15 protein-coding genes and 1 tRNA gene are annotated in these 17,692 nt (G+C 35.6%); 5 read left to right on the forward strand and 11 right to left on the reverse strand.

What is annotated here, in order from left to right:
- Both ACFIL2_RS01475 and ACFIL2_RS01480 read left to right on the forward strand, forming a co-directional pair.
- Nucleotides 1-195, forward strand: a 195-nt coding sequence (locus ACFIL2_RS01475) for a hypothetical protein (RefSeq protein WP_375646039.1), incomplete at its 5' end; no start/stop codon positions are given.
- A gap of 148 nt (nt 196-343) precedes the next feature.
- Nucleotides 344-712 carry a helix-turn-helix domain-containing protein gene (locus ACFIL2_RS01480; protein WP_375679158.1) on the forward strand — a complete coding sequence of 123 codons (369 nt, stop codon included), beginning with the start codon at nt 344-346 and terminating at the stop codon, nt 710-712.
- 100 nt (nt 713-812) lie between these two features.
- Here ACFIL2_RS01480 and ACFIL2_RS01485 read toward each other — a convergent pair.
- The 4 genes from ACFIL2_RS01485 to ACFIL2_RS01500 form a co-directional block, all read right to left on the reverse strand.
- Nucleotides 813-888 (reverse strand) — tRNA-Thr (locus ACFIL2_RS01485).
- A gap of 196 nt (nt 889-1,084) precedes the next feature.
- Entirely contained in the window at nt 1,085-2,443 is a 1,359-nt protein-coding gene (accC, locus tag ACFIL2_RS01490; RefSeq protein ID WP_375634157.1) for an acetyl-CoA carboxylase biotin carboxylase subunit, read from the reverse strand.
- Nucleotides 2,444-2,457: 14 nt separating this feature from the next.
- Nucleotides 2,458-2,955: an acetyl-CoA carboxylase biotin carboxyl carrier protein gene (gene accB, locus ACFIL2_RS01495; protein ID WP_375634155.1), complete on the reverse strand. Its 498-nt coding sequence runs from the start codon at nt 2,953-2,955 to the stop codon at nt 2,458-2,460.
- 242 nt (nt 2,956-3,197) lie between these two features.
- Complete coding sequence (locus ACFIL2_RS01500; protein WP_375634153.1) at nt 3,198-4,070, reverse strand: DsbA family protein; 873 nt, start codon at nt 4,068-4,070, stop codon at nt 3,198-3,200.
- Between the two features lie 345 nt (nt 4,071-4,415).
- On the opposite strand from ACFIL2_RS01500, the gene glpD reads away from it, so the two are divergent.
- From glpD to cobT, 3 genes are all read left to right on the forward strand, one after another.
- Nucleotides 4,416-5,945 (forward strand): glycerol-3-phosphate dehydrogenase, encoded by a 1,530-nt coding sequence (glpD, locus tag ACFIL2_RS01505; RefSeq protein ID WP_375634151.1) that lies wholly within the window; start codon nt 4,416-4,418, stop codon nt 5,943-5,945.
- A gap of 697 nt (nt 5,946-6,642) precedes the next feature.
- A complete protein-coding gene (gene dusA, locus ACFIL2_RS01510; RefSeq protein WP_375634149.1) occupies nt 6,643-7,623 on the forward strand; it encodes a tRNA dihydrouridine(20/20a) synthase DusA in 981 nt (326 codons plus the stop codon).
- 391 nt (nt 7,624-8,014) lie between these two features.
- On the forward strand, nt 8,015-9,001 hold the full coding sequence (gene cobT / locus ACFIL2_RS01515; protein WP_375634147.1) for a nicotinate-nucleotide--dimethylbenzimidazole phosphoribosyltransferase: 987 nt from the start codon (nt 8,015-8,017) through the stop codon (nt 8,999-9,001).
- A gap of 48 nt (nt 9,002-9,049) precedes the next feature.
- Here the strand turns inward: cobT and ACFIL2_RS01520 are convergent, their stop codons facing one another.
- From ACFIL2_RS01520 to topA, 7 genes are all read right to left on the reverse strand, one after another.
- Complete coding sequence (locus ACFIL2_RS01520) at nt 9,050-9,541, reverse strand: Lrp/AsnC family transcriptional regulator (RefSeq protein WP_375608344.1); 492 nt, start codon at nt 9,539-9,541, stop codon at nt 9,050-9,052.
- Nucleotides 9,542-9,562: 21 nt separating this feature from the next.
- Nucleotides 9,563-10,192 (reverse strand): uracil-DNA glycosylase family protein, encoded by a 630-nt coding sequence (locus tag ACFIL2_RS01525; protein WP_375634145.1) that lies wholly within the window; start codon nt 10,190-10,192, stop codon nt 9,563-9,565.
- 28 nt (nt 10,193-10,220) lie between these two features.
- Nucleotides 10,221-10,784, reverse strand: coding sequence for a thermonuclease family protein (locus ACFIL2_RS01530; protein ID WP_375634143.1), 564 nt, complete (start codon nt 10,782-10,784; stop codon nt 10,221-10,223).
- A gap of 331 nt (nt 10,785-11,115) precedes the next feature.
- Nucleotides 11,116-11,283 (reverse strand): 50S ribosomal protein L33, encoded by a 168-nt coding sequence (gene rpmG, locus ACFIL2_RS01535; RefSeq protein WP_004864083.1) that lies wholly within the window; start codon nt 11,281-11,283, stop codon nt 11,116-11,118.
- A 102-nt stretch (nt 11,284-11,385) separates the two neighbouring features.
- Nucleotides 11,386-12,558, reverse strand: a complete 1,173-nt coding sequence (locus ACFIL2_RS01540; protein WP_375634141.1) for an MFS transporter — start codon at nt 12,556-12,558, stop codon at nt 11,386-11,388.
- Between the two features lie 276 nt (nt 12,559-12,834).
- Nucleotides 12,835-15,111: a ribonuclease R gene (rnr, locus tag ACFIL2_RS01545; protein ID WP_375680290.1), complete on the reverse strand. Its 2,277-nt coding sequence runs from the start codon at nt 15,109-15,111 to the stop codon at nt 12,835-12,837.
- Nucleotides 15,112-15,114: 3 nt separating this feature from the next.
- Entirely contained in the window at nt 15,115-17,688 is a 2,574-nt protein-coding gene (topA, locus tag ACFIL2_RS01550; RefSeq protein WP_375634137.1) for a type I DNA topoisomerase, read from the reverse strand.
- Between the last annotated feature and the right edge of the window lie 4 nt (nt 17,689-17,692).

Here is a 17,692-nt window from a genome sequence, read left to right on the forward strand (position 1 = left end):
GATAAAGATCTTACAGAAACAGAACAACAGCTTCTTCATGAGATGATAGAGACCTATCAAGGCTTAAAGATGATGTCACGCTTTATGAAGTGGATTGCCTTCATTGTCTTTATGTTTGTTATCGATTTTGCCCGCCTTATGGACGCACTCGATAATATCTTATCACACCTCAAAAGATGGATAACAAAAAGTTAGAACATCTTAGAATAGAGACCCTTTGGACCTCTGGTTTTGCTAAAAAAACACCCCGAAAAGAACTCTTGATTCGCAATAATTGAAGAAAATCATAAAAAGATTTGTTAGAATCAGAAGAAAATATTTCTTCTCTAATAGGACTTTTTATATGGTTACATCTTTTGGTAAAATTTTACGGAAACTTCGCATTGATCACTCCGAACGCCTCTTAGATATGGCTAAGAAATTAGACATATCTGTATCATTTTTATCTTCTGTCGAGATTGGCAAAAAATCTGTTCCTGTAGGACTGGAGGAAAAAATCATAGAGCTTTATGGTTTAGATAAAGAGAAGGCTTTACTCTTAAGGAAAGCAGCTTATGCTTGTCGCAAAAGTTTTACAATCAAGACTTCTGATCCGTTGAGACGTGAAGCTGTTGGTGAGTTTGTTAGAAATTTAGAGAATTTTTCACGACAAAACTTAGCAGAATTAAAAGACTTTCTTGAGAAAGTTTGCAAAAAAAGAGGCGTCCTATAGAGATAGGTTGAAAAATCCTATTCCCTAACTTTTATTTACGCGTCCCTCACTGTAAAAAATATATGGAAAATCAATAATTTATTTTGGATAAAAAAGAACATGGTGCCCCCAGAGAGACTCGAACTCCCGACCCCCTGATTACAAATCAGGTGCTCTACCAACTGAGCTATAAGGGCATAACCATGTAGGAGTTAGCACAAACTAACAAAAAGGAAAACAGAAAATTATTAAATTTTATGCATATTAAAAGAAAACTATATAAAAAATAACCAATTTATTTCCTTTTTTCCACTTTTTACAGCAAGGTTGGAACTATCCTTATGTTGATATCTTATAGAATCTTTTATAAGAATGCACCGTTTTGCTATCGAATTACGAATCTGAAGACTTTGATTGATGAGCAAGGTAATTTTCTAGCCAGTGAATATTATAATTACCATCAGCAACATCTTGATTATTAATAAGATCGCGAAAAAGAGGCAGTGTAGTTTTTATCCCATCGACGACAAATTCATCTAAAGCACGCCGTAAACGCATCATACATTCTAAACGGGTACGTCCATGAACAATCAGCTTTCCAATCATGCTATCATAGTAAGGAGGAATATGGTAACCTGAATAAGCGCCTGAATCAACACGAATCCCTAAACCTCCAGGTGTATGAAAATGTGTAATGGTTCCAGGTGATGGCGTAAAGTTAATAGGATCTTCTGCATTAATACGGCATTCAATGGCATGACCAGAAAAACAGACTTCATCTTGTGTCACTGAAAGCTTACAGCCTGATGCAATATGGATTTGTTCGTGGACTAAATCTATACCTGTAATTGCTTCAGTTACAGGATGCTCGACTTGTAAACGTGTATTCATTTCAATAAAATAAAATTCGCCATTTTCATAAAGAAATTCAATAGTACCAGCTCCACGATATCCAAGTTGGGCACAGGCATTTGCAACAATACTTCCAATTTTTTTCCGTTCAGTTTCATTAAGTGCAGGTGATGTAGCTTCTTCCCATACTTTTTGATGCCGTCGTTGAAGTGAACAATCGCGTTCTCCTAAATGAATAGCATTTCCCGCACCATCACCTATGACTTGAATTTCAATATGACGGGGTTTTTCTAAATATTTTTCTATGTAAACAGCGTCATCACCAAAAGCAGCTTTCGCTTCTGAACGCGTTGTTTTGAGAGCTATAGAAAATTCTTGTTCAGAATGAACGACTTTCATACCACGTCCACCACCACCTGCAGAAGCTTTTATAATAACTGGATAACCAATTTCACGAGCAGTGCGTAAAGCATCTGATTCTTCAGTGACTGCTCCATCTGAACCGGGAACTACAGGAATACCAAGTTTTTTGGCGGTTTTCTTTGCTTCGATTTTATCGCCCATGATTCGGATGTGAGTAGCTGTTGGACCGATGAATGTAATATCATGGGCTTCTAGAACATCTGCAAATTTTGCATTTTCAGAAAGAAAGCCATAACCTGGATGAACAGCATCCGCTCCTGTAATTTCACAAGCAGCAATAATTTGCTGAATACTCAAATAAGAATCACGAGCGGGAGGAGGGCCAATACAAACACTTTCGTCAGCAAGACGAACATGCATTGCATCTGCATCAGCGGTAGAGTGAACAGCCACGGTTTTTATGCCAAGTTCTTTACATGCACGTAAAACGCGAAGAGCAATTTCTCCTCGATTAGCAATGAGGATTTTTCGAATCATGGTTGCCCCTCGCTTTATTCAACAATAATAAGTGGTTCACCAAATTCAACAGGTTGACCATCTTTGACAAGAACAGTGGTTACCGTACCTGAGCGCGGTGATGAAATTTGATTCATTGTTTTCATGGCTTCAATAATAAGTAATGTCTCCCCTTCAGAAACATTTTGCCCTACTTCTACAAAAGGTTGCGCGCCTGGTGAAGGTGCAAGATAAGCTGTTCCAACCATTGGAGAGGTTATTGTGTTTTTTGATCTATCTTCTTGGATAGATTGTATAGGAGATTCAGCTGTTGGAACTGGAGAAGATGTTACAGAAAAAGTAGGAGTAGAAACAGGAGCATAGATTGCTTGCTCAGAAGAAGTTAAGGTATTTTGGCGTGAGACACAAATACGAAGCTCCCCTTGTTCAACTTCAATGTTCGTTAAATTTGTATCATTCAAAATTTCAGCAAGATCACGAATAATTTTCGTATCAATTGCGTTTTTTGCCGAATCCATTTTTTTTGTTGCCATTTTATTTCTAACTCCTTGATCAATGAAGATCGTCATTATCTCATTTTATGACCGAATATCTCTAGATTAGGGATGACATCTTTTGAGGCTTTAAAGATTTTTATTTCCTTTAAATCATTATACTTTGCAATTTAAAACTTGTATCTGCTTTACGCAAAATTGCACTTATAAGCCTGTTATCAAAAAAGAGAAAGCATAAAATTACCTCATTTACAGTATTCTTCCTAAAACGGATCAGGTATTCACTGTGTATTATCTATCGCTTGTTTTAGAATATCCTGTTTGGCAGCGCCGATGAATATTTTATCACCAATGATGTAAGAAGGTGTTCCCGTAATATGAAGTGCAGAGGCAATTTGAATGTTTTCTTTAAAAGCGTTTTGCAGAGTGGGATCTTGTATTGCATTATGTAGTTTTTTTTCATCTGCTCCTAATGAAACAGCTACTTTAATAGCTTTAGCTTCATTTGCACGACCCTGATACATTAAAAGCGTTTTGTGAAACTGAGGATATTTCTCTGGAAATTGTTTTCGAAATGCGTAGGCAACAGTATGGGCTGCCATAGAATCAGAGCTTAAAATTGGTAAGTCCTTGATAATAACCTTTAAATCTGGATATTCTTTTATCAAGTCTTCTATATTTGAATAGGAAATTTTACAATATCCACAGTTGTAATCAAAAAAATTGACAAGCACTCTTTTACCATTTGGGTTTCCCAAAACAGCGTCATGAGGAGAATGAAAAATCTCTTTTTCTAATGAATGAATGACTGAAGTTTGTTTTTGGTTTTCGTATTCATTCTGTTTTTCCAGCTTATCTTGAAGAATAAGCTGCATTTCAATCATAATTTCTGGATGAGTAAGAAGATACTCTCTGACGATTTGTTGAATATGATGAGAATCAGTATGTGGTATCATTTTTTCTTTAAGCTTAGATAAAAAGCTAGAATCTTCTAAAAGTTGTGATTTAAGCTTTTCTAAGCTTAAATCATTTGCTGTTTTTGAGCGTGACGTTGCGTTTGATAAAGAAGGTAAAAAGATTAAAATACTCGACATAACTATGACTAAAATTTTTGAAAGAAGTGTTATTTTCGAGTTTTGAGAGTGATAATTCATTTGGATACCTTCACATTTTCTAGGGTGTCATTGAGTGAACTATATGAAAAGTGCTATCTATGTGCAATGAAGCATTTAGTTATAGTGTATCTTTAAGAATGAGAAAAAACATCAATTTTTCTCTAAAAAGATTTCATATGATGAACCTTGGCTTGGCAAGGATTATGTTTTGTAAAAGATAAAAAAATTCTCTTTAATTTGTCAAATGTTGTTTTGATGTATAAGGATATCAAAAGCTTTTTGTGCGTGTTTATTTTAAGAAAAAGTACGTTGATAATACAATGAAGAACACTTGTATTATTTTTTCCTGTTGCTTTATTGAATACTGAGAAACAAAATTAAATAATGAAAAGTGAAATTATGAAAACTACAACACATTATGAGCTGTTTATCATTGGAGGAGGGATAAACGGCTGTGGATTGGCAAGAGATGCAGCAGGACGCGGATTTAAAGTGGGATTGGCTGAAATGAACGATCTTGCATCTGGGACCTCAAGTGCGTCAACAAAGCTTATTCATGGTGGGCTTCGTTATCTTGAACACTATGAGTTCAAACTTGTTCGTGAAGCATTGAAAGAACGCGAGATCATTTTACGTATGGCTCCACATATTGTGCGTCCTTTGCGTTTTCTCCTTCCTTATCATAAAGAATTGCGCCCTGCTTGGATGTTGCGTTTTGGACTTTTTATTTATGATTATTTAGGGAATTGGAATCAGAAATTGTGGCGCAGTAAAACGATTAATTTTTCACAAAAATTTTGCTCTACACTGAAGAAAGAATATCAGAGAGGTTTTGAATATTCTGATGCAAGAGTAGATGATGCGCGTTTAGTTATTGGCAATGCTCGTGATGCAGAAAAGTGGGGAGCTGATATAAAAGTACGAACAGAAGTTCTCTCTTTAAAAAAAGAAGACAATAAATGGCATATATTTCTTCAAGACAAGTTAAGTAGCAAAGAATATAGTGTCACAGCTTCTTATATCGCGAATATGACAGGACCTTGGATTGATCATGTTTTGGCAAGCATATTAGATTGTAAAGAACATCCACCAGTACGGCTTGTTAGAGGTTCTCATATTTTGGTTCCCAAGCTTTATACTCATGATCGTGCTTATATTTTTCAAAATGGTGATGGGCGTATTATATTTGCTATTCCGTATCAAGAAGAGTTTACCTTACTTGGAACAACAGATTGTAATTATCAAGGAGATCCGGCTGACGTTCATATTACTGATACAGAAATTGATTATATTTGTGCAGCAGCCAGTGAATATTTCATACAACCAGTGTTGCCTGAAACGATTGTCTGGTCTTACTCTGGAGTTCGTCCACTCTATGATGATGGAGCTTCAAAAGCACAAAAAATTACGCGCGATTATGTTTTAAAAGAAATGGGAACAGGAACGACACCAAAGATACTTAATCTTTATGGTGGAAAGATTACAACTTATCGTAAGTTGGCTGAAGATGCGATGAAATTTGTTGAAAAAGAGCTTGGTAAAAAGGGAGCATCATGGACGGCTAAGGCAGTACTTCCAGGGGGTGATTTTCCCTATAACAAATTAGATACAATCGAAAATAGGATTGCTCTTTTAATGCCAGATTTAGATGCTTTTACACATCGCAGGCTTGCACGCTCCTACGGTACGGAAGCATTGGTGATCTTTGCACATGGTAAGGCAAATAAAGGAAAAAATTTTGGACATGGGCTTTATGAAGTAGAAGTAAAATGGTTGATGGAAAAAGAATGGGCTAAAGTATGTGAAGATGTGTTATGGCGTCGTTCAAAACTGGGGCTCCTATTTAATGAACAAGAGGTTGATACTCTTTCTTCCTATATGCAAAGCCAACAAGAGATTGAACAACGTTTATGATCATTTCATTTTACAAATTGTATCTGCAATATTGTAAAATATTTTCCTTCGAGAGATACTGATATTAGTTATAGATATTAAAAAGGCAATGGTTGTCTATACCCTGATTTTAGTTTTTTTTTGAAAGAATCACAAAATGGCAAAATTAGATAGAATATTTAAGATGAAATTTGTCTATCTTATAAAGTGAAATCTAAGAATATCACCAAAAAGAACTCATTGATAAAAAATAATTTATAATTAGATTCGTGTGAAATAAGGTTTTTTCTTCTTTAGGAGAAGATAAAGCTACTTTCTGTATCGTTTATTTGCACAATGAGTTAAAAAAATCTAAAGAAAATTAAATCGATCATGAAAAATTGTATAATGTGTTAGTTTAGCATTTATTATCTTAAACGCTGTACTAAATCATGTAAGGGGAGAGGCTTGAAGAGCGTAAGAAGAACTTATAAATGAGATTTTTATATTATAGTAAAAATCTTCTTTTTTCATGTTTATATACCTGAACACTAATCTATGAGAAATGCGATATTGTGTTTTGGCATGATTGATTGTAGTAAACCTTGATATCAATTGGAAATAATGAGCTGTTATTATACTCATGATAGTATAAGAGAATAAAATTTTCCGTAAACTAAAAGTAAGTATTTTTTTATGTATAAAGAGAGAGCTATAGGGACATGAGAGTAATACCCTCATGATATTTTACAACCTTCCATCGCCTATAAAATTTGCAGTAGCACCAATGTTGGACTGGACAGACCGACATTGCAGGTTTTTTTATCGTCTTTTAACGAAAAAAGCTCTCCTTTATACGGAAATGATGGTAGCAGATGCTGTCATTCATGGTGTTCGTGAACAATTGTTGGCTTTTAGCGACAAAGAACGTCCAGTTGCATTACAATTAGGGGGGGCAGATCCGAAAAAGTTAGCAGAAGCTGCACGAATTGCTGAGGATTTTGGCTACAACGAAATAAATCTCAATGTTGGTTGCCCATCAAATCGTGTTCAAGCAGGGGTCTTTGGAGCTTGTTTGATGCTACATCCAGACATTGTGGCAAATGCAGTAGAAGCAATGAAACGAGAGGTTACTATACCTGTAACTGTCAAATGTCGGATTGGAGTGGACGAACAAGATGAAGAGTTAGCGTTAGATCTTTTGGCTAATCAGGTTTGGAATGCTGGATGTGATGCGCTCTGGATACATGCACGCAAGGCATGGCTACAAGGATTGAGTCCGAAAGAAAATCGCAATATTCCGCCCCTTAATTATGAAAGGGTTTACAAATTAAAAGGTCAATATCCTCATAAATTCATTGGGATAAATGGTGGAATTAAATCGATTGATGAGATCAAAGAACACTTAACTTTCTGTGATGCTGTCATGGTTGGTCGCCAAGTTTATCATGATCCAACTTTGTTAAAACATATTGATTTTGAACTCTATGGTGAGTCGCAGAATAGTCTAAGTGAGAGTGATCTTATTGAGGTTATGTGTGATTATGCGGCTCGACATATTGCATCGGGGGGACGGCTTTCTCATGTGACGCGTCACATGATTGGTTTATTTCATGGGCGGGGTGGTGCACGTCGATGGCGGCAAATACTATCAAATGATGCGACAAAACCAAACGCAGATATATGTACTTTAAAAGAAGCTTTTTATGCTCTCATTTAATAACAGTCAGACAATTAACATATATTAAAGTTGAGATCCTTTGCGTTTTGATTTCTTTGCGATAATTTTGATCCCTTCAATTTTATAAGTTTTTGAAAGTTTATAACTTTTATTATGAATAAGAATGTTAGAATTTATATATTAAACGGCATGCTGATTATGCCTATTAAATAAAAAATAGCTTAAGGGTATCACTGTAAAGTAGTCATAAGATATTAATAACATTTTGAATCTTGCACGTTTGTTATTGGGGTAGAAAATAGAATGTAGAAATTATTGCTTTCATAGTATTTAACATTTTTAAAGCACTGTTAAAAAAACAATAAATTATTCATATCCTGTATATATGACGTGATTTTCATAAACATTGTAGATTTTAAAAGGTATCCTTATGATCGCTAGTCCATTTGATGATTTTCGTGCTTTGCTTACAAATTTACCTGTTGCTGATGAGTTTTCTATAATTTTGGCAAAAAAATGGCAAAAAAACTTAACAAAAGAGCAAGGAACATTGGGAAAACTAGGAGATATTGCTGTTTGGTATGCGGGGTGGAGGGGTACAGAAAAACCTATCGTAACGCGACCTTTGGTTGCTATTTTTTCTGGAAACCATGGTATTGTAGAGGAGAATATTACACCATTTCCACAATCTATGACACAAAAAATGGTAGAAAATTTTGCCTCTGGTGGAGCTGCTATCAATCAAATTTGTATTGCTTATGATCTTGGATTAAAAATTTTTGATTTAGCATTGGAATATCCAACAATGAATATTACGAAGGATGCCGCAATGGATGAGCGGAGTGCGGCTGCTACAATGGCATTTGGAATGGAATCCATTGCGGGTGGGACAGATCTTTTATGTATTGGAGAAATGGGAATTGGAAACACAACAATAGCTTCAGCTTTATGCTTAGCATTGTTTGGAGGGGAAGTGGAAGAATGGACAGGAAATGGTATGGAATCAGAAGGTGATTTTTATCAGCGTAAAATTGCAGCGGTTAAGACAGCCATTTCTTTGCATAAGGATTATTTTAATGATCCTTTTGAGATAATGCGTCGCTTAGGAGGACGTGAGATTGCTGCTATGGTTGGTGCTATTTTAGCAGCAAGAATAGAAAAAATACCCGTTATTTTAGATGGTTTTGTGGCAACAGCAGCAGCAGCGGTTCTTTATAAAATGCATCCAAAAGCTCTTGATCATACCCTTGTTGGACATGTTTCTTCTGAGACAGCTCATCGTAAACTTTTAAAAAAAATTGGCAAAGAACCACTTCTAGATTTGGGGATGCGTCTTGGTGAAGGGACAGGAGCAGCTATAGCAGCTGGTATTGTCAAAGCTGCTGTTTTAACACATGCACAAATGGTGGTTTTTTAACAAGAAAGTTTGAATGCCTAAAAGATCATAAGACGGATATAAAAAATCTTAAGAGCTTTGTTCATGCGTCTTGTCGTGTAATTTAATATAATTAAGTGGAAGTTCTGTTGTATATTTAATCTGTTCCATTGCGAAAGAAGAAGAGACATCACGGATGTCAATTTTAGAAATTAATTTTTTATAAAAAAGATCATAAGCTTCAATGTTGGGCACAACAACACGCAATAAATAGTCAATATCTCCACTCATTCGATAAAATTCAATGACTTCACGGAATTCTTGCACAATTTTTGAAAAACGCTTAAACCATTCATGACTATGTGTATTTGTGCGAATAGACACAAAAACAGTGACGTGTGCGTTTACTTTTTCTGGAGAAAGAACAGCAACACGACGTTGAATGACGCCATCTTCTTCAAGTTTTTGAATTCTACGCCAGCAAGGAGTGGTAGAAAGCCCCACTTTTTTAGCAATATCAGCAACAGAAAGTGTCGCATTTTCTTGCAAAAGATGTAAAATTTTTCGGTCAAGACGATCCATATTTTTTCTCAATATTTTAATTTATAAAAATTTACGCACTAAACGACGCAGATATACAATAAGCTCATCGTTAAACCATGGTTTTTTCTGTAACCAAGAAGTATTTCGCCATGACGGATGAGGCAAAGGCATAACATTATAGCCTCGAGGTTGAGGAATGGAAAGAATATTTCTCCAATCACCAACAGTTGCAGAAACGGTTTTATGTTTTAATTCTGTAATGTGCCACTTTTGCGCATAACTGCCAATAGCAAGAACAAGCTTTATTTGAGGCATTGCCTGAAATATCTTTTCATGCCATATTTCTCGACATTCCCGTCTTGGTGGTAAATCAGCTTTATTTTTGTCATAACCTGGAAAACAAAATCCCATAGGAACAATAGCAAAAAGAGATTTATTATAAAATTCTTCTTTCGTGACACCCAGCCAATTACGCAATTTTTCACCAGAGCGATCATTAAAAGGGATAGAAGTTTCATGGACACGCAACCCTGGTGCTTGGCCTGCAATTGCAATCGAAGCAGTATCGGATAAATAAACGACAGGGTTTGGTTCATGAGGAAGAGGAGGAAAATAATGGGGTTGTTGGACGCAAACACGACAGGAATAGATCTCTTTTTCAAGTTTGATAATTGGGCTACATTGTTTCATTAGTAAATAAAATTAAAAAATATTTTTCTTATTCTGTGCGAGGATTTGCTTTGCGCCATTCTTTTGGTCGTTGAAAACTTGATACCCATATTCCTTTCTTTTTCTTCCTAGCTTCTTGCTCTTCTTTGGGGTATTCATAATAATTTACAGCCCAACCATTATGTACAAGTGTTGCGTTGATATTGCTAACTTGTTTTGTTTTACATGTTGCAAGAATACGGCGATATTTATCTGTTTTTTGCCAGTGACATGTAACAATTTGATTTTTTAATAATAGTTCTAAATATTTCTTTGCTTCAAGCCCACAAGGGTAGCGTGCTTCCTTTTTTCCACAAAATTGGTGGAGTTCAGGAGCATCAATTCCAGCTAGTCGAATCTTAATTGAAGAAATCATAATGGTATCGCCATCAATGATTAAAGCATTTCCTTTAACAGAGTTTTGAGAAGAAAAATTTTCTTTTTGAGGCAACCGTTGAGTCTGCTTAAAATAAGTTGACATAATGATAAGAATGCTAGCAGCGACAAAAATACTGAAACCGATAACTTTTAGATTAAAGATTCTTAGATCAAAATGAGAAAAAGATTTTTTCATGAAATAAAGAAACTGCTAACATTACTATAACTCTATTTTAGTATTGTTTATAATTCATCCGAGAAGCTTTATTCATATGACGAAACAATGTCTCGTTTTAATGACAAAATTTTCGTTAGATATCACAATAATCAAATACTCATGCAAAATATATGTAAGCAACTTAAATAATAAATCAACTTATCCAAATCCGTACAAAACATACAAAGTTTAAAGTAAACTTTTTAAACTTAAGGAAATAAAAAAACACCCCTCAAAAAATAACTTTGAAGAGCAATACTCCCACATTTCTTTTGGAGTATAAAATCTATCAATTTAATAATAATTTTATTTATTTAATTTTTGTTTCTTTAAATTCAACGTGCTTTTTTACAACTGGATCATATTTACGCTTGCTCATTTTATCTGTCATTGTACGGCTGTTTTTCTTTGTTACATAGAAAAAACCAGTATCTGCAGTTGATAAAAGCTTGATCTTAATGGTTGCTGCTTTAGCCATAATGTAAATACCCTATTTATACTGAAAAAATATTATTTCTGTCAAAATTTATTTCCGACATCATCAGATTTTCCGGCAACACTACGGATGTTCTCAAAAAAGTCAAGAGCTGATTAATTTTCTCATAAGTTGGACAAACACCAAAATGACATATAAACCGAAAAAAACAGCCATGGCTATTGAAAAACCAAAGGGTTTAAAGATATCCATGGATTTTCCGATAAAGGTCGGTCCGATGAGCATACCAATTCCATAACAAAAAATAAAAGCAGAATTAGCAGCAGCAAGTTCTTGCCCCTTGAGACGGGCTCCTAAATGTGCAAGACTAATTGTATAAAGGCTCGCTGATACACCACCCAGAAAAAACAAATCAAGCATCAGAATCCATGGATATTGAAGAATCCATGGTACTATAAAAGTTCCTATAAAACCTAGAATAGCGCAACTCATCAGTGGGTAGCGTCGATCTTTGGCGTAGTCGCTTATAATGCTGATAGGAATTAAGAGGAAAATATTCCCAAGTGCAAGGGTTGCCATAAAATGTGCTGCTTCATTCTCATTATAACCAATGGATAAACTAAAGGGTATTATAAGAGTTAATACGCCCATTTGAATGGCCCCGTAAACAAGGACCGCCATCATTGCACTTGGAACGTGAAAAAGATAACGAAAAAATGGCATATATTGATTTTTTTGAAATTCTGGACTTAATTTCCAAGCGGTAAGAATTGGTATAGTAGCAAGCATAATAAGGCTATATCCAACAGCAAAAGGAATAAATCCTTGTGTTCCCACTTTTGCTAGCAGCGTTAGACCTATTATAAACCCTAATCCTAAGACAATAGCATAAATAGAAAGGATCAAACCGCGTTTTTTGGGGGGAGCATAACTGTTGATCCAAAACTCTGACAGGATAAACATAACTGTCATGCTGAAATGTAATATAAACTTTAAAATAAACCAAACCCATATGGGATCAAAAAAATAGAATCCTAAAAAACTTAAAGATCCTATCGCCATCATAAACAATATTGTTTGAGCGATTCCTAAGCATAAGGCGATTCGAGACGTAAAAATAGCTGCAATAATTGTGGCGATTCCACCAACTGTTCCACTATAGCCGATTGTACTGTTGGAAAGTCCTTTCTCTGCCATAAGAAGAGAAACAAGTTGTGTTCCCATTGCCAATGCTGTTCCAACAGTGCCAATGGTTGCAATAGCGGCAATAATTGCACGCAAAGAATTATTTTGAGAGTCAAAAGGTTTTTTTTTCATGAGAATGGCTTAAGGTACTCTTGTTTATTTAAACAATGAAAAGATGAGCTGAAATGAAAGGAAGCCAAAACTATCCTTTGCAGTTTCTCTCATTTTCTAAGTATAAAAAACTGCAAGATTTTTATATGGTTATTATAGACTTAATAATAAAATTTATCCTCTTGTATACTAGAGAAAGAATATTGTATATATAAAATAATATAAATATTATATAATATAAGTCATTTCTTAAATTGAATTTATTATTCATATTCTATTTAATTGAGGGCAAGAAGCTTAATTTTTTCTTTTCCCATAAAGAGTATACTTTTGTTTTTTTAATTTGTTTTTATGGTAGGATGTCGGTGAAAATTTTATTGGACGAGGTTTTGTTAACAGTTCAAAGCATAAAGCGCCAGCAAAAGGTTGTACCGTTATAAGTTTTACTTCTACAACATCACTGAGCTGATAGCCTTTATGGCTACGCTGTCCTACAAGAACATGTTGTGCTTCATCAAAATGATAATAATCATTTTTAAGTGTAGAAATATGGACAAAACCATCTGTATTGAGTTTATCAAGTGAGATAAAAAGACCTGCTTTTGTAACTCCGGAAATGCGGCCTGTAAAAATACGACCGATTTTATTCGTTAAATAGTGAGCAACAAGCCGATCTATCGTTTCTCTTTCAGCCATCATTGCACGGCGTTCGTATAAAGAAACTTGCGTAGCAATTTCTGCAAGATTTTGTTCTTGTGTATCTGTTAATTGATCATTTCCTAATTTGAGAGCTTTAATGAGTGCTCGATGAATAATGAGATCAGCATAACGACGGATTGGTGATGTAAAATGTGTATAGTTCTGCAAATTCAAACCAAAATGGCCACTATTTTTAGGGTTGTACTCTGCTTGTGATTGTGAACGCAAAATAACTTGATTGACTAGTTCTTGTTGTTGAGTATGAGCGACCTTTTCTAAAATTCTATTAAGGCGCGCTGAGGTAAGTTCGCTTCCGCGGGAGAGTGGTATCCCCAAACTTTGAAGAAAGCTCCGAAGTATTTCTTGCTTAGCAAGAGAAGGTTTTTCATGAATACGATAAATGAGCGGCTGGTGATGTTGTTTTAATGTTTCAGAAGCTGCAATATTGGCTTGTATCATAAACTCTTCAATTAAACGATGCGCTTCTAATTGTGTTTCACTCACAACATCTTTTATGCATCCATTTTGATCAAGAATAATCTTTTTTTCTGCAATTTCTAATTCTAGTGGTTGGCGACGATTTCGCGCAGCTTTAAGGCATGCATAGACTTCCCATAAGGGGTGCAAAATGCTCTCAAAAAGAGGAGCTATTTTTTCATTTATATTACCTTCAATTGCCAATTGTACTTCTTGATAAGAAAGTTTGGCTCTTACACGAATCATAGTACGATGAAAACTATGTTTTCGTTTATTACCGTTTGCATCAAAAATCATACGAACGGCTAAAGCTGGTCTTTCTTTTCCTTCACGCAGAGAACATAAATCATGAGAAAGGCGTTCAGGTAACATTGGCACAACGGTATCGGGAAAATAAACAGAATTTCCACGTTTCAATGCTTCTTTATCTAAAGCGCTTCCTGTTTTGATATAATAAGAAACATCTGCAATGGCTACAATAATAATCCAACCATCATTATTTGCTGGATCCTTATCCTTGGTTGCATAAATTGCATCATCATGGTCTTTTGCATCTGGTGGATCAATTGTAATAAAGGGTAATTGTTGCCAATCTTCACGATTATCCATATTGGCAGCTTTGATATGTTTGGCTTGCTCAAGAACACTTTCAGGAAAAATATAAGGAATTCCTTTCGAAAGAAGCGCTATCATTGAGAGTGTTTTCTCACTCTTAATGTGCCCTAAAACATTCTTTATTTTTGCGCTCTTTAATCCGTAACCAGTATTTTTTTTTATTTCGACTTCAACGAGATCACCAATTTGAATCTTCATTTCTGGAGACATTTCAACAATGAGTTCATTGGTTTTGCGGTCTATAGGATCAAGGCGCCATTGATTATTTTCCAATTTTCGTACAATAGCAAATGCGCTTTTGGGAGATACGTCAATTTTACGAATAATTCGTCCCGTATAAGGATGACTTGAGCTTTCAGAATTTTTATTTCGAAAAACTTTTACAAGAATATGATCTCCAACACCAATATTACTTCCTTTTATGTGATGAAAAGAGTGTATTTCAATATTGGGCTTTGGAGAATCTTCCCATTCAAGAGGTTGTGCAATAAAACTTCCATCTTTATCACGTCCACTAATTTTCACTAAAGTAACAGGGGGTAATTTTCCTTTGTTTATTGCTCTTTTGTGGTGTTTAGATATGAGATTTTGATCCTTTAACTCACGTAACATATCTCTAAGCCAGATACGAGAATCGCCTTTTAAGTTAAAAGCTTTAGCGATTTCTCGTTTACTTGAGTGGTTAGGATTCTCAATTATAAAGGAAAGGATTGCTTCCTTATTGGGAAAAGTTTTCCCCTTGAATGAAGAGAGATATTTTATGTTTTTTTCACCTTTAGCCAAAATTTATGTCTCTTTTATTTTTGCTTTTGTTTTAGAAGAAGCTCTTTTTGAAGTTGTTTTTTTACTCGATGCTTTAGCCGATATAAGTTCTAGTGCCTCTGGAAGAGTTACACTAATGGGATCTTTATCTTTTGGCAATGTTGCATTAATTTTACCCCAATTGACATAAGGACCATAACGCCCGTTGCGCACGGTAATGGTTCCTCCTTCGGGATGCTCTCCTAATGTTGCCAATGCTTCAGGTGTTGTTCTGCTTTGCCTGGTTTTGTTTTCTTGTTGTTCTGCTAATACTGTAACAGCGCGATTGATACCAATATCAAAAACTTCATCTGCATGAAGAAGGCGCGCAGATTTTCCGTTATGGCTAAGATAGGGACCATATCGTCCAATCGTAGCCGTGATTGTTTTTCCAGTTTCAGGATGAATGCCAATTTCACGGGGAAGGGATAGTAAAGCCAAGGCTTTATCAAGGGTTACATTTTCTGCCTGCCATTCTTTTGGTAATCCTGCACGCTTAACTTCTTTGCTTTCACCAAGTTGAATATAGGGACCAAACCGGCCATTACGAAGAGAGATCTCTTTTCCTGTTTCAGGGGCAATACCAAGTATAACAGGTTCATCATTGCGTACAGCTTCATTCTCTTCTCCAGTATCTGTACCAAGTTGGCGTGTGTATTTACATTCGGGATAATTGGAACAGCCAACAAAAGCACCATAACGCCCAAGTTTTAATGATAATTGACCATTTTTACAAAGAGGACAGGAACGTACATCACTTCCATCTTCGCGTTCAGGAAAGGCGAGAGGTGCTAATGTTACATTTAAAGCATCAAGAACATTAGTTATACGGAGTTCTTGGATATTGATAATAGATGCATTAAATCCATCCCAAAAATCTCGCAATACGTCTTTCCAAGAAAGTTTGCCATCAGAGATAAGATCCAGCTTTTCTTCAAGATCTGCTGTGAAACCATATTCTACATAGCGATTAAAAAAATTTTCAAGAAAGGCTGTAACAATACGTCCCTTGGCATCGGGAATAAGCTTTCGTTTATCAATGACAATATATCCACGGTCACACAATGTCGCCAATGTGGATGCATAAGTTGAAGGACGACCAATTCCTAACTCCTCAAGCTTTTTAATTAATGAAGCTTCAGAATAACGAGCAGGGGGCTCTGTGGTATGTTGTACAGATTCAACTTTTTCTTTTGTAAGTGCTTCACCAGTGTTTATTTGTGGTAAACGTGTTGTTTCATTTTCTTCATTATTTTCTTCGTCTCGTTGATCCGTGTAGACGGAAATAAAGCCATCAAAGCGAATAACAGATCCTGTTGCCCGTAGATTTGCACAGTTTTCTCCTGTCTGTGCTTCAATTTCAACAGTTGTACGTTCAATTTCAGCAGAGCGCATTTGGCTGGCAATAGCACGCTTCCATATCAGCTCATAGAGCTTTGCTTGATCGCTATCGAGAAAATTACGGACTTGACTAGGATTGCGTTGAAAATCTGTTGGACGGATCGCTTCGTGTGCTTCCTGTGCATTTTTTGCCTTTGTTGAATAAAAACGTGGCTTTTCAGGAATATAGTCTTTTCCGAAAGTTTCATGAATAACTTTTCTTGCTGAATCAATAGCCTCAGGTGCTATCTGCACACCATCGGTACGCATATAAGTAATAAGCCCTGCCGTTTCACCATTAATTTCAATGCCTTCATAAAGTTTTTGGGCAATTTGCATAGTGCGAGAAGCTGAAAATCCTAATTTTGAAGAAGCTGCTTGTTGTAGTGTGGAGGTTGTAAATGGAGGAAAAGGATTTCTCTTTGTAGGTTTTGCTTCAACACTGAGTGTATGGTATTGGGCTTGCTCCAACATAAAGCGAATTTGGTCTGCTTGTTCTTGAGATTGAATATCAAGCTTGCCTATTTTTCTTTGATTAAACATTGTCAATCTTGCTTGGAAACTATCATTTCGGATGGTTTTTAACTGTGTTGTAATGGACCAATAATCTTCTTTGATAAAATGTTCTATTTCTGATTCACGATCACAAATAATACGCAAAGCAACCGATTGAACGCGTCCTGCTGAACGCGCACCAGGGAGTTTACGCCATAAAACAGGTGAAAGTGTAAAACCAACGAGATAATCAAGAGCGCGACGTGCAAGATAAGCATCTACAAGTGATGTATCAATATCACGTGGATTGTTCATAGCATCAAGCACAGACTTTTTGGTGATGGCATTGAAGACAACTCTTTTAATAGGTTTATCTTTTAAAACTTTTTTTTGACGGAGAACATCCAGAATATGCCATGAAATAGCTTCCCCTTCACGATCAGGGTCTGTTGCTAATATAAGGCTATCAGCTTCTTTAACGGCTTTTGCTATTTCATTTAAACGTTTAGCGGCAGCAGAATCTATATCCCATTTCATAGAAAAATCTTGATCCGGTAAAACAGAACCATCTTTTGCAGGCAAATCACGAACATGTCCAAATGATGCGACAACTTTGTATTGAGACCCAAGATATTTATTAATTGTTTTTGCTTTTGCTGGAGATTCAACGATAACGATATTCATAATT

The sequence above is a fragment of the Bartonella sp. AP30XZML genome (genome assembly GCF_042195945.1).
GTDB lineage: Bacteria > Pseudomonadota > Alphaproteobacteria > Rhizobiales > Rhizobiaceae > Bartonella.

Bases quoted from the DNA above. Each gene is read 5' to 3' on its own strand.
- ACFIL2_RS01480 (WP_375679158.1), top strand. From the start codon at position 344: ATGGTTACATCTTTTGGTAAAATTTTACGGAAACTTCGCATTGATCAC.
- accC (WP_375634157.1), bottom strand. From the start codon at position 2,443: ATGATTCGAAAAATCCTCATTGCTAATCGAGGAGAAATTGCTCTTCGC.
- accB (WP_375634155.1), bottom strand. From the start codon at position 2,955: ATGGCAACAAAAAAAATGGATTCGGCAAAAAACGCAATTGATACGAAA.
- ACFIL2_RS01500 (WP_375634153.1), bottom strand. From the start codon at position 4,070: ATGAATTATCACTCTCAAAACTCGAAAATAACACTTCTTTCAAAAATT.
- glpD (WP_375634151.1), top strand. From the start codon at position 4,416: ATGAAAAGTGAAATTATGAAAACTACAACACATTATGAGCTGTTTATC.
- dusA (WP_375634149.1), top strand. From the start codon at position 6,643: ATGATATTTTACAACCTTCCATCGCCTATAAAATTTGCAGTAGCACCA.
- cobT (WP_375634147.1), top strand. From the start codon at position 8,015: ATGATCGCTAGTCCATTTGATGATTTTCGTGCTTTGCTTACAAATTTA.
- ACFIL2_RS01520 (WP_375608344.1), bottom strand. From the start codon at position 9,541: ATGGATCGTCTTGACCGAAAAATTTTACATCTTTTGCAAGAAAATGCG.
- ACFIL2_RS01525 (WP_375634145.1), bottom strand. From the start codon at position 10,192: ATGAAACAATGTAGCCCAATTATCAAACTTGAAAAAGAGATCTATTCC.
- ACFIL2_RS01530 (WP_375634143.1), bottom strand. From the start codon at position 10,784: ATGAAAAAATCTTTTTCTCATTTTGATCTAAGAATCTTTAATCTAAAA.
- rpmG (WP_004864083.1), bottom strand. From the start codon at position 11,283: ATGGCTAAAGCAGCAACCATTAAGATCAAGCTTTTATCAACTGCAGAT.
- ACFIL2_RS01540 (WP_375634141.1), bottom strand. From the start codon at position 12,558: ATGAAAAAAAAACCTTTTGACTCTCAAAATAATTCTTTGCGTGCAATT.
- topA (WP_375634137.1), bottom strand. From the start codon at position 17,688: ATGAATATCGTTATCGTTGAATCTCCAGCAAAAGCAAAAACAATTAAT.